The sequence below is a fragment of the Bradyrhizobium sp. genome, from assembly GCF_049512235.1.
GTDB lineage: Bacteria > Pseudomonadota > Alphaproteobacteria > Rhizobiales > Xanthobacteraceae > Bradyrhizobium.
The window spans coordinates 1-13,842 of record NZ_JBEKXH010000145.1; the positions used below are offsets into that span (position 1 = coordinate 1).

Genomic DNA, 13,842 nt, shown 5'->3' on the forward strand with positions numbered 1-13,842 from the left:
CCGCGAGGCCGGGAAACGACGGGCTGCGCTCGCGGCGCCCGCGCATCCGCGTCGCCGGTCCAGTCTTTCCGAGAGAATTCGAGCTGTCGTTCTTGCAAATCAAAGTGAGCCTCAGGCTCCCGCCAAAATCCCTCATCGCCCCCTTCGCTGTAGATCTCGACCGGCGCATCAAACCCCTCGCTCTTTGCACCGGGAGCGGGGTATATTCGTCTCTCTCACCCGCCCGCCGATCCATCGGCGCGTCGAGCTCCGACCGCAAACAGGAGTGCATCCATGAGTAACGACAATTCGCTTTCGCGAGCCGAACTCGATGATCGCATCGCGATCCTTCAGGACAATCTGCGGCAACTGGTCGAACAGGCCGCGGGTCAATCCGGTGGCCAGACCGAGGAACGCAACGCCGACCGCATCGAGCAGCAGCGCGAACAACTCGATCGCTTGATCAAGGCGCGTGACGACCTGGTGCAGAAATAGCTGACGATGGCGGCCGAGCCCTATCCTCCCGGGGCGACTTGAACTGTCCGCGCGCGTTCAGTTGATGGTGATCAGGTCGTTGACTGCCGTGACGCCGGGCGCGGACCAGGCGGTGTTCTCGGCCAGCGTTCGCTCGTAGTAGCTGTCGACCTTGCCGCTCAGTGTGATCCTGCTGCCCTCGGTTGAGACCACGATGTGCGCGGCTTCAAACTCGGCATTGCGTCCGAACGCCGCCTTGATCTTGTCCTGAATGTCGGAGGCATGAACGACAGGCTCGATCGCGATCAGGTTGCTGACGCCCATCACGCCAAACAGCTTGCGGACGTCCTTCTCGGCGGCGTTCTTTTGATAGTACCAGTGGACCTCGCCGCTCAGCGTGATCCACCCCTTCTCGACCTTGACCCTGACCTTGCCCTTCGGGACCGCAAGGTCCCAGGCGAGAACATTGAGGGCTTGCCTGGCGATGTCCTCGTCGCCGTGCCCGGCATCGTACAAATAGCGGATCTCGAGTTCCTCCGCGATCGCCTTGACGCCGGATACGCGCCCGACGGCATGCTCGGCCGCGCACTTCTCGGCATAGCTGGCGACATGGCCGGTGAGCGTCACCACGCCGGCATGCGCGGTCACGCCGATATGAGCCTCGCTGACGCTGGGATCCCAGGCGAGTTCGTCGAGTACCGATTGCTTGAGGTCCTGGTCGGTCATTGCAGCGTTCCTTCAGCTGTTGGTGCGGTCCGGGATTTCACCCGGGAAAGCGGAGCATCACGCGGACATCTGATCGGCTCTCAGGGCTTCTTCGATTCCTTCTTGTCGAAGGCCGCCTTCACCTCGTCGGCCGCGATGCGGGCCGAGGGATCACCGGGTTCATTCAAATTCTGTTCCTCGGTGCCGTCACCCATCATCCCCGGGTGAACGATCTTGGCTGGCTTGTCAGGAACGCTGACGATCGGCTTGTCTGTCATGCTCGTCTCCTTGTGCTGATTTGATTTCGGCGCTGCGATACTGGATGCGGAGGCGCCGAAGGAGAGCGACCACGAGGGTCGCCCCTACCGGGATCGACATAGCGTAGGGGCGCCCCTTGTGGGCGCCCTGTTCGACCGTCATTGCCATAGCAGATAGCGGGCCGCCCGGTCAGGTTCGGAAACTACTCAGTCCGGCATCGCGTCCGGGCAGGCTCCCCCCTCGCGCCCAGCCAGCCCTGCGGCATCGTCTTCCACATCGCCTTTGCGCGGAGCCGCGAGCGGGGTTCCGATGATGTCTGCCGAAAGCAGCCGATGCGGAAGCAACCATTTCGCGATCCGCGGATTGGTCATTGCCGGTGTCTGCTCATCGGCGCCAACGAAAGAAGCCCCAGATGCAAACTTCCCTGCTGGTGGCGTTCCAGGGATGCGAGCCGTCGGATCCGGTTCGTGCAAGCATCGCGCGTGAATTCGAGCGGCTGGAAACGCACGATCATCGCATTACCTCCGGCCGCGTCACGGTGATCGCTCCGAGCGACCACCATCGCAACGGAGCAGGCTTTCAGATTCACATCCTGCTGACCTTGCCGCCCCATGAAAACATCGTGGTCTGCCGCTCTCCTTCGGATGACGGCCGGCACGCCCACGCCGAAGTCGCGGTCAAGGATGCTTTTGCAGCCGCCCGGCGCCAGCTCGATGATCTCAGGCGGAAACATTAGATGCTTCATTCGACGGTCAGCAAATCGTGGACCTGGGTGATGCCGGGTGCCGACCATGCGGTTTCCGCCGCCAGTGTCCGCTCATGATAGCTGCTGACCTGACCGGTCAGCGTGACCATGCGGCCATCCGCTGTCACGACGATATTCTCGGCGTCAAATTCGGCATTGCGTCGCAAAGCCGCCTTGATTTGCCCTTCGACGCCGCCAACCCAACCTTTCGGTTTGATCTCGATGGCGTTGCTGACCCCCATCACCCCGTGCAGACCTTCTACATCGGCCTCCGCAGCCTGCTTCTGAAAACACCAGTCGACGTCGCCAGCGAGCGTCACCCATCCGTTCTTGATCTTGATCCTGACTCTGTCCTTCGGGACCGAAAGATCCCACGAAATAATGTCGGAGGCGCGCTTGGCCATGGTTTCATCGCCGCGATCGAGGCCGGACAAATAGCGGATTTCCAGTTCCTCGGCGATCGCCCGGACACCCGTCACGCGGCCCGCGGCGCGCTCCGCGACACATTTTTGCGCATAACTTCCGATGTGCCCGGTCAAGGTCACGACGCCGCCTCGCACGGTCACGCCGACATGGGCTTCGTCGACCCCCGGTTGCCAGGCGAGTTCGTCGAGAACTCTTTGCTTCAGGGCAGGGTCGATCATCGTCCCCTCCTGGGTTGCCTGGCCGAGACGATGCTCGCGCCAAGATACTCATCATGCAGAAGAGGCCGACAAGATAGCTTCGGAAAGTACTCACGCCGGACGCAGGCCGGCGAACCGGCCGTCAACATCCGCTGGAGCCTCGAAACATGCGGTTGAGGAAGCTCAGCTCTCAGATCTGGTTCTGCGAGGCTGGCCTGTCGCAACCGTCCCCCGCCGCGGTGATCGCCAATCGGGCCAGCGCCGGAATCGACTGCGTTCCGGTTTTTTTCATGATCGAGGCGCGATGGTTCTCCACGGTGCGCTGGCTGATCCCGAGATCGGCGGCAATATTCTTGCTCGGGTGGCCGGCCAGCACCATCTCCATGATCTGGTGTTGCCGTCGCGTCAGGCCGGCGAGGTGATCGGCGGCCTCTTTGCGCCACTCGAGCAGCTTGCCGGAATCGCGGAACATTTCCAGAGCACGCCCGACGCCGGCGACAAGCTCCGCACCGCGGATCGGCTTCTCGAGGAAATCCGACGCGCCCGCCTTCATCGCTTCGACCGCCATCGGAACGTCGCTGTGTCCGGTAATCATGATGGCGGGCACGAGATCGCCTGCTTCCTTCAAACGCCGCAGCAAATCCAATCCGCTTATGCCGGGCAGATTGGCGTCGATCAAAAGGCACGCGTTGCGACCTGGACGGTAAGCTTTGAGGAAGGACTCGCCGTCCCCATAGTCCTCCACGAGGCAGCCGTCGTGCTCCAGCATGCCGCGAATGGCCTGGCGCACGTCGCTGTCGTCGTCCACGACGAAAATGACAGGCGCCGCCATCCCTGCCGACGCTTCGACAGGTGATGCAGGCGGGCTCGACCGCAAAGCAGATGCCGGAACAAGGCGCTCGATCGTGGCGATCATCTCTTTCAGACTAGCCGGCTTGTTGAGACGTTCACATTTCTGCAAGACGATGTCGCGCAGGGTCTTGGTCGAAATATCGCCGGTCAGGATAATGACCGGCACGGATCGCCCAAGCCTTGAGCGAATCCCGGCGGCCACGCCGAGGCCATCCATGCCATTGGGCAGGTTGAAGTCGGAAATCACCAGACCAAGTTGCAGCGCCTTGGTTGCAAGGTGGTCCAGCGCTGCAACGCCGTCGACGGCGGTGATCACCCGGTGTCCCTCGGCGCGGAGGCCAACGGCGAGAAGATCGCGCACTTCCTTGTCGTCCTCGACAACGAGTATGGTGCGAGCCCGGCCCGCGTTGGCGTGTTCGCCTTGGATGCCGGGCAGCCTGTCTTGGCTCCGGGCCAGCGTTTCGCCCTGCGATTGCTTGACTTCGATCGAAAAGACCGACCCCTTGCCTTGCTGCGAACGTACCGTCACGGGATGATCCAGCAGAATTCCGAGCCGTCTGACAATCGAGAGGCCAAGACCAAGCCCAAGGCTCCGGTCTGCCGCCGAATTGTCAAGCTGATGATACTCCTCGAAGATGTCCTGAAGCCGGGCTTCGGGAATGCCGGCGCCGGTATCCCAGATCTGGATGCTCACATTCCCGTGGCGGCGACGGCATCCGAACAACACCCTCCCCCGCTTGGTATATTTGATCGCGTTCGACAGCAGATTTCGTATCATCTGCTCGAGCAGACGCGGATCGCTGCGGACCGAGAGCGAGCAAGGCAACACATGCAGGGCGATCCGTTGCGCCTCCGCCTGATAAGCGAGATCTGCCGTGACCCGGTCGAGCACGGCATCGATCCGGAAGGTTTCGAATTCTGCCCGGATGGTCCCGGCCTCGATCTGGTTGATGTCGAGCAGCGCGTTCAACATTCCGGACATGCCGCCCAAGGTCTGATCGAGCCGGCCGATCAGCTTTTTGGCCTTGTCGCCGACGACGAGCTTCGCCAGCAGTTCCTGCAGCAGCACCAGCGTCTGCAACGGCTGCCTGAGGTCGTGACTTGCGGCGGCGAGAAAGCGGGATTTGGCCACATTGGCGGACTCGGCCTGGACTCTGGCGCATTCCAACGCCGCGGCCGCTTCCTTCTGATGGGTAATGTCGGCAAAGGTGATGACGATGCCTTCGATCCCCTTGCCCTCGCTGCGGTAAGGCAATATGCGGCGCGCGTACCAGGCGCCGCTTCGGGCTTCGATCTCCCGCTCGATCGGCTCAAGCGCGAGCAGCACTTTCCTGGCATCGCTCACAAGAGCCGCATCGGGAGCCAGCGAACACAGATCCGTCAGGGGCCGGCCGATATCGCCCGGGATCACATTGTAAAGCAGTTTGGTCGCCGGCGTAAAAAACCGGATATTCATGTCGGCGTCGAGCAGAATGGTCGCAACGTCGCTGCTGTACAGCACCTTTTGCAGATCATGGGCCGTCAGCCGCTGCCGTTCGAGCGATGGCCGCGGCTGCGAGCCGAGGCCGGCGCGCTCCTGGTTGCCGGCCTGAGCCATCTTCGAAGGCTGCCCGGCGGCGACACCCAAAGCGATAATCTGCGCGGAAGGAACGGAATTCGGAAGGCGCGCTCGCTCGGATGAACGGTATTTATGCGGCCGCATCGTTACGCCTCACTTTCGATCTGGTCTGACGTCCGTACGGCGGTGCGGGTTGCTTTGCAATTTGCGATAGCCGGCCTGAACATTCTCGGCAGCCTCTTACAACTGCAGACGGTGTCAGCGCGCCAACGAAACGTCCCGACGCAACAGAGGTTCCGGCCGAGCAAGGTAGTTCCCGATCGCATGCAAAGTTAGAATAGCTCAGCTGCCTGATGGAGGCTGAGCTAAAGTGCTCAGCCGTCGCTGCCTTATTCAGCGGCAGTATCCGGGGTGTCCGGCTGTTTCGCTTCCAAAACCTCGTCAAAAGCTTTATTGTGTATCGATGCCGGCGAGCTGGAAATCGGGTCATCCCGGATCCGCTCTATCGCGTCTCAGGCCCGGAGGTATCGTGGCGAAGCGGACAGAATCCGGAGACAAAAAACCGACCCTGCCGTCCGATCCCAGAGGGTTCTTGACGACGGAGGGCGGCGGCCGGACCATCTCCAGATATCGAAAAAACCAGCAGGTCTTTTCGCAGGACAGTTCCTCGGACGCCATTTTTTACATCTTGAAGGGCAGGGTCAAGATCATTGTCCATTCCGAGCAAGGCAAGGAAGCCGTGATTGCCATCCTCGGGCCGGACGAATTCTTCGGCGAAGGATGCCTGACCGGACAAACACGGCGGCTGTCGACGGCATCGGCGATCACGGAGTGCGACATCATGCGGATTACCAAGTCAACCGCGATGGACATTCTGCGCGAGGAGCCCGCGTTCTCCGAGATGTTTTTGGCGCATGTTCTGGCCCGCACCATCCGTGTCGAGGCAGACCTGATCGATCAGCTGTTCAATTCGAGCGAAAAGCGGCTGGCTCGCGCCTTGCTGCTGTTGGCGAACTTCGGAAACGACGGCAAACCGCAGAAGATCGTCGCCAAGGTGAGCCAGGAAACGCTCGCCGAAATGATCGGTACGACGCGTTCGCGCGTCAGTCATTTCATGAACAAATTCCGGAAAATGGGTTTCATCGACTACAACGGCCATCTCGAGGTGCACAATTCCCTGCTCAACGTCGTGCTGCACGATCAGCCGCATATTTCAGGCGGAAAGTCGGATCCCGGCAAACTGTCCGGGAAGGCCAAGTGATCGTTTCCAAGTGATCCTACCAACGCCGTGCGGGGGTGCCGGGGCTTTGCCCGATCTGACTTTGCACGGCCGTCGCGGGCGGCGTCAGGAAAGCATCAAATCGCTCCTTGACGATGGCATAGCATTCACAGGACGCCCGCTCCAGACCCGCACGATCGAGCACCTGGATCGCGCCTCGGTGGTAGCTGATAAGGCCAGCCGCCTGCATCGACTGCGCCGCAAGCGTTACGGATTTGCGGTTGGCGCCCAATATCTCCGACAGGAACTCATGCGTATAGGGAAGCGCCTCGCCTTCGGCGCGATCGTGCATCATCAGGAGCCATCGGCACATCCGCTCTTCGGTTGAATGCATCGAATAGCAGGCGACGGTCTGTTGCACCTGCGACAGCAGCGTCTCCGAGTAGCTGACAAAGAGATTGCGTACGTGTTCGCTTATGGTGAACTCATGTTGCAGCAGCTCGATCGGACAGCGGACCGTGTAGCCCTCAAGTTGCACAATGCACCGGTTGAAGGAAACCCGGCTGTACATCGCGGCAAACAGGCCGAAAGCGCCTTCGCGGCCGATATTGGCGGTCTCGATGGCCGCGCCATTCTCCAGCACGGTCAGCAGGGACAGCACGGACCCTCTGGGAAAATAGGCATGCTTGAGCAGGCCGCCGGCATCGCAAACCATCGCGCCGAGTTTGAATTCGATGGGCTCAAGATGAGGATCAATCCGTTTGCGGCTGGCAGGCGCCAGCGCATCGAGCAGTTGATTGCTGCGCCGGTCATGATCGGTTTGCGGTCTGGACATCTGCCTCCGGCCAATTGTCCATTCTCGATCGGTCGCAGCCCGACGACGGTCAGGCGCCGGCAGGACGCACCCGGTGTAATATCGAGCCGAACCGCGCCAGTTGAGCCTGTTCTCGGCGGCAAGTCTGAGCAAAATGGCTCATTGTCGCTCTCGTTCAAACAACGGCTGGAGCCGTGGCCGATGTCAGATCAAGCATTTCACTTACCCGGACCATCCACGAAGTCGTGACGAAAGTTGCCGCTTCTGAGCCGTTTTGATCAGACTCGGGCCGGGAATGGCGGCAGCATTCGTGGGCGAAGAGGTCGAAGAGATCGGGGCGAGCTGACGGTCTCATCCAACAAACCAAAAGGCGCCCATTTCCTGTCGAACTGCCGATCCTTCCCGGGCCGGAGCAGGAGCCCATGCGCGAAGGTCCGCGGACCAGGCGGACCGTTTGGCTTTTCGCCAGGCTTTGTCGCGCACCGGACCGACAATTCAGCCTTTGGATATTAGGCTGCTGCGATAAGAAGGACCCGCAACATGGCGTTGTTTCGCTTTCATATTTGCCACGGCGATCACACCAGCGACCATGATCTTGATCTGCTGGACGTGAAGGCCGCACACGAGGAAGCGACGATGATCCTTTGCGATATGGCCCGAGACGTGACCGCCCGGTTCCACGAAATGCCGGAGTGGCGAATGGATGTGTCGGACTCTTCCGGCAAATCCCTGTTCGCACTCCGGCTGCATATCGAAGCACTAAATCAAGACCGCAGCAGCCCCTGATCGCTTGGCCGCCAGACAGGATGGCGAGCCTTCATTGCAGGTGTGGTCGCCACGACAGATCGTCGGACCATAGATAAATCGCGATCGCTGCCAAACACAGCGCAATGCCGATCCAGAACAGCGGCGAATGATGAATTCGCCTCCAGTCGCCTTTCCCGGCAACGGTCATTTGCCGGTTGTGATCTTCGCGGTTCATCATTCCATTTCCGCGCTGCCGCGATCGGCTCGCTTCGGGACCACGGCTTACACCCGTAACACCGAGACTGAACCTTGTGGCATGCCGACGCGCGAAGTCAAGACTGAGTAGTTTCCGAGTCTATCCTGGGATGATCATTCCATTTAACGTCGGCTTGAAGATCAATGCCCGGAAACCCGCAACTACCGAGTTGCAGCCTTGGCATGACCTATGGTGATGCACCCGGCGCCACGATCAAATTCAATCCCAAGGAGAATTCCGATGGAAAATTCCGACACCGTCATTGCCGTCTTCCACGACCACCCCGCGGCTGAAACGGCGATCAAGAAGCTGACCGCCGCCGGCTTCGAGATGAAGAACCTCAGCATTGTCGGCAAGGGCTATCATACCGACGAAAAGGTGGTCGGCTTCTACAACACCGGGGACCGGATCAAGTTCTGGGGTACGCGCGGGGCATTCTGGGGTGGCTTCTGGGGCCTGTTCCTCGGCGGGCTGTTCCTGGTCGTTCCCGGCGTCGGCCATGTCGTCGTTCTCGGATACCTGGCTTCGATCCTGATCACCGGAATCGAGAATGCCGTCGTGGTCGGCGGCCTGAGCGCGCTCGGCGCGGCGCTGTACAGCTTCGGTGTGCCAAAGGACAGCGTGCTCCAGTACGAAACCGCGCTGAAAACCGATCGCTTTCTGGTGATGGCTCACGGTCCGGCGGCCGAAATCGCACGCGCCAAGACGATCCTCGGCACCGTCAATCCCGAACGTGTCGACGTTCATACGAACCCCGGGACGGCAGCACCCGCCATCGCTGCCGCCGGCTGATCCGTTGACTGGTACTTAATTCAGATCAGTTTACGGGAAACACAGGAAATTGATGTCATGAGAATTTTTGTCGCCCCGATCGTGGTCGCAACGCTCGCCCTCGCCGGCGCGCTGCCCGCCGCAGCCCAGTCAAAACCCGCGTTCGACAAGGGCACATCGGTCGGGGCGGCCACCGCCCGCGATCCCGCAACCGAAAGAAGCAGCTACACACAAAAGGCGCAGGATGAAGTGAGCATTTGGCAGCAAAAGCTGCAAAACTTCAACACGAAGGCGGAGACCAGGGCCACCGCGGCGGAAACGGTCGCCGCCAAGGATCTGGAAAGCGCCTGGACCGAAACCAAGACGGCGTCGAGCCAGTTGGACACGGCTGGGGAGAAAGACTGGGACAGCGCCAAAGCCTCCTTCCAGACCGCATCTCACAAACTTGCCGTGGCCTGGCAGAAGCTCAATCCCAAGGACAAATAGAGGAAGACGCCGGGTCAACCGACAGAATTTTCAAATTTGGCGCGGGCGGCAATTGCCGCAGTCGGATCTTACCCATGACCGCGACCACCCGGTTGTCCGCCGAAGTTGCCGCGGCCCCGAAATCGACAGGCGCTGCTGATGTCGCCTTGCAAAATGGCCTGACAAGTAGCGAGGCGCGGCTTCGGCTGGAGAAATTCGGCCCAAACGCCATGCCGGATACAAGCAGCCGCCCGTTTCGGATGGCGCTCGAAAAGTTCTGGGCGCCCGTTCCGTGGATGCTTGAGGCTGCGATCGTGCTCGAGCTGGCGCTCGGCAAGCATGTCGAGGCCGCGATCATCGCGGCTCTCCTGATATTCAACGCCGCGCTGGGGCTGTTTCAGGAGAGCCGCGCGCAGGCGACCCTTGCTGCGCTGAAGTCGCGACTCGCGCTGAATGCGTCTGTCCGGCGCGACGGTGCTTGGAAAACCATACCCGCTGTCGAACTGGTGCCGGGCGACGTGGTCAAGCTCTCACTCGGCGCGGTGGTCGCCGCGGATGTGAATCTCACCAGTGGAGAAGTCCTGCTCGACCAGTCCATGCTTACCGGGGAATCGGTGCCCATCGAGGCCGGCGCGGGTGTAAAGACCTATGCAGGGGCGCTGGTGCGGCGCGGAGAGGCGGTCGCGGAAGTCGCCGCAACGGGAGCGCGCACCAAGTTCGGCCGCACCGCCGAGTTGGTCCGCAGCTCGCATGTCGTAAGTTCCCAGCAGAAAGCCGTCTTTCGCGTGGTCCGCAATCTCGCCGCGGTAAACGGCGTCGTCATCGTGCTGCTCGCGACCTACGCCTGGTTACTCGACATGCCGCTCGATCATATCATTCCCCTCGTTCTGACCGCGGTTCTCGCATCGATCCCGGTGGCGCTGCCGGCGACCTTCACGCTCGCCTCGGCGCTCGGCGCACGGGCATTGGCAAAGCTCGGCGTACTGCCGACCCGCCTCTCCGCGGTGGATGAAGCGGCGACCATGGATGTCCTGTGCGCCGACAAGACAGGCACGCTGACCCAGAACGCGCTCAGCGTGACGACCGTTCGTCCCATGCCTGGCTTCGACGAGGCGCAGGTTCTGGCGCTGGCGGCGCTGGCCAGTTCGGATGGCGGACAGGACCCGGTAGATGCGGCCATTCGGTCCGCCGCCTGCGGAAAGACAGCTTCCGACATGCCCAAGGTCACCAAATTCGTGCCGTTCGATCCGGCCACGAAAATGTCCGAAGCGACCACGCAGGAACCGGACGGCGGAACGCAACGTGTCGTGAAAGGCGCCTTCGCAGCCGTGATCGGCCTCGCGCAGCCATCGCCGGCTGCGACAGCCGCATCAGAGGAACTCGAGGGAAAGGGCTTCAGAGTGCTGGCGATCGCGGCCGGACCGCCGAACGCAATGAAGTTGGCCGGGCTGATCGCGCTCAGCGACCCACCTCGCACGGACTCGGCGGCGCTCGTTACGGAATTGCGCGGCCTCGGCGTGCGCACCGTAATGGTCACGGGCGATGCGCCGGCGACGGCAGCCATCGTGGCCCATGCGGTAGGGCTCGATGGCGCCGTCTGTCCGCCAGGGCCGATCCCCGATGACATCCGCCCCGAGCAATTCGCGGTCTTCGCGGGGGTTCTGCCGGAGGACAAATACAAGCTCGTCAAGGTGCTCCAGAAGGGTGGCCGCACCATCGGCATGTGCGGCGACGGCGCCAACGACGCGCCGGCGCTGCGCCAGGCCCAGATCGGAATCGCGGTTTCGACGGCAACCGATGTCGCAAAATCAGCCGCCGGCATGGTGTTGACCGCGCCCGGACTGGCCGGGATCGTTGCCGCGGTCAAGGAAGGACGGGTGACATTCCAGCGCATCCTGACCTATACGCTGAACTCGATCACCAAGAAGATCGTTCAGGTGCTGTTTCTAGCGGTAGGCCTGATCATGACCCGCCAGGCGATCCTGACGCCCTTGCTGATGGTCATCATCATGATCACCGGCGACTTCCTCGGCATGTCGTTGACGACCGATCATGTGCGTCCATCGCAGATGCCAAATGCGTGGCATATCGGAATTCTCACGATCGCGGGCGTCGCTACGGGAATCGGCGAACTGGTCTTTTGTACATCCGTGCTGGCTTTCGGTGCCTATCGCATGGGATACGACATTGAAACTTTGAGGACGCTTGCCTTTGTCGTCATCGTATTCGGAAATCAGGCGACGACCTATACCAACCGCGAGCGGCGCCGGCTGTGGTCCTCTCGCCCAAGCTTCTGGCTGGTGGTTTCGTCGGTCGCCGATCTCGTGATCGCCTCGACATTGGCGATCGGCGGAATCGCCATGACGCCCCTGCCGGCCCTGGTGGTAACAGGTATGCTGGCTGCGACGCTCATCTTCGCGGTCATCCTGGATCTGATGAAGGTTCCCCTGTTCGCCCGTCTCGGGGTCGCCTAGCGAATGCTTCGTGGCCTCAGGAGGCCTCAGGAAAGGGAGACCATCACAACCGGCTCGGTTCGCTGTGCCGAAAGAGACAGCCCCAGAGCGAGCATGGCGCGCTGAGGCTGTCAAGTTGGGGAGGATTCTGCAGAATGTCTGCATGGTCCATCTTCAAATGAACACATGCAGCAGCGAGTCGCTGTTCTGTTTCGACCGCTTTCCAGAGTTATTTATGCTTCGCCCCTTTCAGGGAATAAGAACCGCGGCGCCTTCGAAGCGGCCGGCGCGGAGATCGGCGAGTGCCTGGTTGGCCTGCTGGAGCGGATAGCTCGTGGTTTTGGTAATGATGCCGATCTCGGGCGCGAGGCGCAGGAAATCGATGCCGTCCCGGCGCGTGAGATTGGCGACCGACACGAGTTGCCGTTCCTCCCACAACAGCCCATAGGGAAAGCTCGGGATGTCGCTCATGTGAATGCCGGCGCAGACGACACGACCGCCCTTGCGAACCGCCTTCAGCGCCAACGGCACCAGAGCGCCGACGGTCGCAAAGATGATCGCGGCATCGAGCGGCTCCGGCGGCATCTCGTCGGATCCGCCGGCCCATTTGGCGCCGAGGCTCCGCGCGAAATCTTGCGCGGCGACATCGCCCGGTCGCGTGAAGGCAAAGACCGACCGTGCCTGCCAGCTCGCGACCTGCGCAAGGATGTGCGCCGCGGCACCAAAGCCGTAAAGTCCCAGCCGCTTGCCCTGGCCGGCAATCACCAGCGAGCGCCAGCCGATCAAGCCGGCACAGAGCAAGGGGGCGAGCGCGACATCGTCGCCCTTCTCTCCGAGCGGAAAAGCAAAGCGCGCGTCGGCGATGGTTGAGGTCGCAAAGCCGCCGTCGCGCGTAAAGCCGGTGAACAGCGGGCGATCGCAGAGGTTTTCGCGGTGCTCCACGCAATAGGGGCAGACTCCGCAGGTGTGACCGAGCCAGGGAATACCGACGCGCTCGCCGATCCGCAGACCTGCGACGCCGCTGCCGATCGCATCGATCCGGCCGACGATCTCATGGCCGGGGATGATCGGCAAATGGGGATCGGGCAGTTCGCCATCGACGACATGCAGGTCGGTGCGGCAGACGCCGCAGGCCAAGACCTTGACGCGAATCTCGCCTGGCCCCGGATGCCGGTCGGCGAGATCGGTCCATTCCAACGCCGTTCTGAGTTTCCTTAGCACCATTGCCCGCATGATCGTGTCCTTGTTTTTCTTTATTGAATTGGACGTGCGCCTTGCGATGCTCAGACCTTCAGGTATTTGCCGCCGGCGCATGGGATGGTTTGTCCGATCCGCCGAAGCTACTCGGCACGCGCTCGCGCAGGCGTTGAAACGTCACGTAGAGCATCGGCACCAAGAAAATCCCGATCGAGCTCGCCGCCAGCATGCCGCCGAACACGGCGGTGCCTATCTCCCTGCGGCTGATCTCCGCAGCGCCGGTTGCGATCACCAACGGCAGCAGACCGAGAATGAAGGCGATCGAGGTCATCATCACGGCGCGGAAGCGCATCCGCGCCCCGAGTTCGGCCGCATCGATGATCGACTGGCCGGCCTCCCGCTGTTCCTTTGCGAACTCGACGATGAGGATGCCGTTCTTGGCGGCGAGCGCGATCAGCACCACCAGGCCGATCTGGGCGTAGAGGTCGAGGTTCAGTCCGCTGAGCTTGATGGCGAGATAGGAGCCGAGCACGCCGACCGCGACCGACAACAGCACAGGCACCGGAATGACCCAGCTCTCGTACAACGCCACCAGGAAGAGGTAGGCGAACAGTACCGCCAGCGCGAGAATGGTGCCGGTCTGGCCGGCTGCGGCCTGCTCCTGATAGGCGGTGCCGGTCCATTCATAGGAGTAGCCCGCCGGCAGCGTCGACTTCGACAGTTCTT

At 61.7% G+C, this 13,842-nt stretch carries 15 protein-coding genes; 7 read left to right on the top strand and 8 right to left on the bottom strand.

Features of this window, described 5'->3' with window-relative positions:
• The first annotated feature begins 273 nt into the window (after positions 1-273).
• Positions 274-474, top strand: coding sequence for a hypothetical protein (locus tag ABSG20_RS15330; protein WP_423865351.1), 201 nt, complete (start codon positions 274-276; stop codon positions 472-474).
• 57 nt (positions 475-531) lie between these two features.
• On the opposite strand, the gene ABSG20_RS15335 is transcribed toward ABSG20_RS15330, so the two are convergent.
• Complete coding sequence (locus ABSG20_RS15335; protein ID WP_423865352.1) at positions 532-1,179, bottom strand: BON domain-containing protein; 648 nt, start codon at positions 1,177-1,179, stop codon at positions 532-534.
• 80 nt (positions 1,180-1,259) lie between these two features.
• Positions 1,260-1,436, bottom strand: a complete 177-nt coding sequence (locus ABSG20_RS15340) for a hypothetical protein (RefSeq protein ID WP_423865353.1) — start codon at positions 1,434-1,436, stop codon at positions 1,260-1,262.
• A 392-nt stretch (positions 1,437-1,828) separates the two neighbouring features.
• Here ABSG20_RS15340 and ABSG20_RS15345 point away from each other — a divergent pair, with 392 nt between their 5' ends.
• Entirely contained in the window at positions 1,829-2,152 is a 324-nt protein-coding gene (locus tag ABSG20_RS15345; RefSeq protein ID WP_423865354.1) for an HPF/RaiA family ribosome-associated protein, read from the top strand.
• Positions 2,153-2,157: 5 nt separating this feature from the next.
• Here the strand turns inward: ABSG20_RS15345 and ABSG20_RS15350 are convergent, their stop codons facing one another.
• Both ABSG20_RS15350 and ABSG20_RS15355 read right to left on the bottom strand, forming a co-directional pair.
• Complete coding sequence (locus tag ABSG20_RS15350; RefSeq protein ID WP_423865355.1) at positions 2,158-2,805, bottom strand: BON domain-containing protein; 648 nt, start codon at positions 2,803-2,805, stop codon at positions 2,158-2,160.
• A 169-nt stretch (positions 2,806-2,974) separates the two neighbouring features.
• Positions 2,975-5,233 carry a response regulator gene (locus tag ABSG20_RS15355; RefSeq protein WP_423865356.1) on the bottom strand — a complete coding sequence of 753 codons (2,259 nt, stop codon included), beginning with the start codon at positions 5,231-5,233 and terminating at the stop codon, positions 2,975-2,977.
• A 490-nt stretch (positions 5,234-5,723) separates the two neighbouring features.
• Between ABSG20_RS15355 and ABSG20_RS15360 the strand changes: the two genes are divergently transcribed.
• A complete protein-coding gene (locus ABSG20_RS15360; protein ID WP_423865357.1) occupies positions 5,724-6,455 on the top strand; it encodes a Crp/Fnr family transcriptional regulator in 732 nt (243 codons plus the stop codon).
• Between the two features lie 16 nt (positions 6,456-6,471).
• Here the strand turns inward: ABSG20_RS15360 and ABSG20_RS15365 are convergent, their stop codons facing one another.
• A complete protein-coding gene (locus ABSG20_RS15365; RefSeq protein ID WP_423865358.1) occupies positions 6,472-7,248 on the bottom strand; it encodes a Crp/Fnr family transcriptional regulator in 777 nt (258 codons plus the stop codon).
• 519 nt (positions 7,249-7,767) lie between these two features.
• On the opposite strand from ABSG20_RS15365, the gene ABSG20_RS15370 reads away from it, so the two are divergent.
• On the top strand, positions 7,768-8,013 hold the full coding sequence (locus ABSG20_RS15370) for a DUF6894 family protein (RefSeq protein WP_423865359.1): 246 nt from the start codon (positions 7,768-7,770) through the stop codon (positions 8,011-8,013).
• Positions 8,014-8,044: 31 nt separating this feature from the next.
• Here ABSG20_RS15370 and ABSG20_RS15375 read toward each other — a convergent pair whose 3' ends face one another.
• Entirely contained in the window at positions 8,045-8,209 is a 165-nt protein-coding gene (locus ABSG20_RS15375; protein WP_423865360.1) for a hypothetical protein, read from the bottom strand.
• 261 nt (positions 8,210-8,470) lie between these two features.
• On the opposite strand from ABSG20_RS15375, the gene ABSG20_RS15380 reads away from it, so the two are divergent.
• The 3 genes from ABSG20_RS15380 to ABSG20_RS15390 all read left to right on the top strand — a co-directional run bounded on the left by ABSG20_RS15380 (position 8,471) and on the right by ABSG20_RS15390 (position 11,940).
• Positions 8,471-9,022 carry a general stress protein gene (locus ABSG20_RS15380; RefSeq protein ID WP_423865361.1) on the top strand — a complete coding sequence of 184 codons (552 nt, stop codon included), beginning with the start codon at positions 8,471-8,473 and terminating at the stop codon, positions 9,020-9,022.
• Positions 9,023-9,079: 57 nt separating this feature from the next.
• A complete protein-coding gene (locus ABSG20_RS15385; RefSeq protein ID WP_423865362.1) occupies positions 9,080-9,487 on the top strand; it encodes a hypothetical protein in 408 nt (135 codons plus the stop codon).
• Between the two features lie 74 nt (positions 9,488-9,561).
• The gene (locus tag ABSG20_RS15390; RefSeq protein ID WP_423865363.1) at positions 9,562-11,940 is read left to right on the top strand and encodes an HAD-IC family P-type ATPase; all 2,379 of its coding nucleotides are present in this window, start codon (positions 9,562-9,564) and stop codon (positions 11,938-11,940) included.
• Positions 11,941-12,168: 228 nt separating this feature from the next.
• Here ABSG20_RS15390 and ABSG20_RS15395 read toward each other — a convergent pair whose 3' ends face one another.
• Positions 12,169-13,152 (bottom strand): zinc-dependent alcohol dehydrogenase family protein, encoded by a 984-nt coding sequence (locus ABSG20_RS15395; RefSeq protein ID WP_423865364.1) that lies wholly within the window; start codon positions 13,150-13,152, stop codon positions 12,169-12,171.
• Between the two features lie 58 nt (positions 13,153-13,210).
• The coding region (locus ABSG20_RS15400) for an efflux RND transporter permease subunit (RefSeq protein WP_423865365.1) at positions 13,211-13,842 on the bottom strand (632 nt) is incomplete at its 5' end.

Coding starts and splice junctions, on each gene's coding strand:
- ABSG20_RS15330 (WP_423865351.1), top strand. CDS start 274: ATGAGTAACGACAATTCGCTTTCGCGAGCCGAACTCGATGATCGCATC.
- ABSG20_RS15335 (WP_423865352.1), bottom strand. CDS start 1,179: ATGACCGACCAGGACCTCAAGCAATCGGTACTCGACGAACTCGCCTGG.
- ABSG20_RS15345 (WP_423865354.1), top strand. CDS start 1,829: ATGCAAACTTCCCTGCTGGTGGCGTTCCAGGGATGCGAGCCGTCGGAT.
- ABSG20_RS15390 (WP_423865363.1), top strand. CDS start 9,562: ATGACCGCGACCACCCGGTTGTCCGCCGAAGTTGCCGCGGCCCCGAAA.
- ABSG20_RS15340 (WP_423865353.1), bottom strand. CDS start 1,436: ATGACAGACAAGCCGATCGTCAGCGTTCCTGACAAGCCAGCCAAGATC.
- ABSG20_RS15395 (WP_423865364.1), bottom strand. CDS start 13,152: ATGCGGGCAATGGTGCTAAGGAAACTCAGAACGGCGTTGGAATGGACC.
- ABSG20_RS15350 (WP_423865355.1), bottom strand. CDS start 2,805: ATGATCGACCCTGCCCTGAAGCAAAGAGTTCTCGACGAACTCGCCTGG.
- ABSG20_RS15385 (WP_423865362.1), top strand. CDS start 9,080: ATGAGAATTTTTGTCGCCCCGATCGTGGTCGCAACGCTCGCCCTCGCC.
- ABSG20_RS15365 (WP_423865358.1), bottom strand. CDS start 7,248: ATGTCCAGACCGCAAACCGATCATGACCGGCGCAGCAATCAACTGCTC.
- ABSG20_RS15370 (WP_423865359.1), top strand. CDS start 7,768: ATGGCGTTGTTTCGCTTTCATATTTGCCACGGCGATCACACCAGCGAC.
- ABSG20_RS15380 (WP_423865361.1), top strand. CDS start 8,471: ATGGAAAATTCCGACACCGTCATTGCCGTCTTCCACGACCACCCCGCG.
- ABSG20_RS15355 (WP_423865356.1), bottom strand. CDS start 5,233: ATGGCTCAGGCCGGCAACCAGGAGCGCGCCGGCCTCGGCTCGCAGCCG.
- ABSG20_RS15375 (WP_423865360.1), bottom strand. CDS start 8,209: ATGAACCGCGAAGATCACAACCGGCAAATGACCGTTGCCGGGAAAGGC.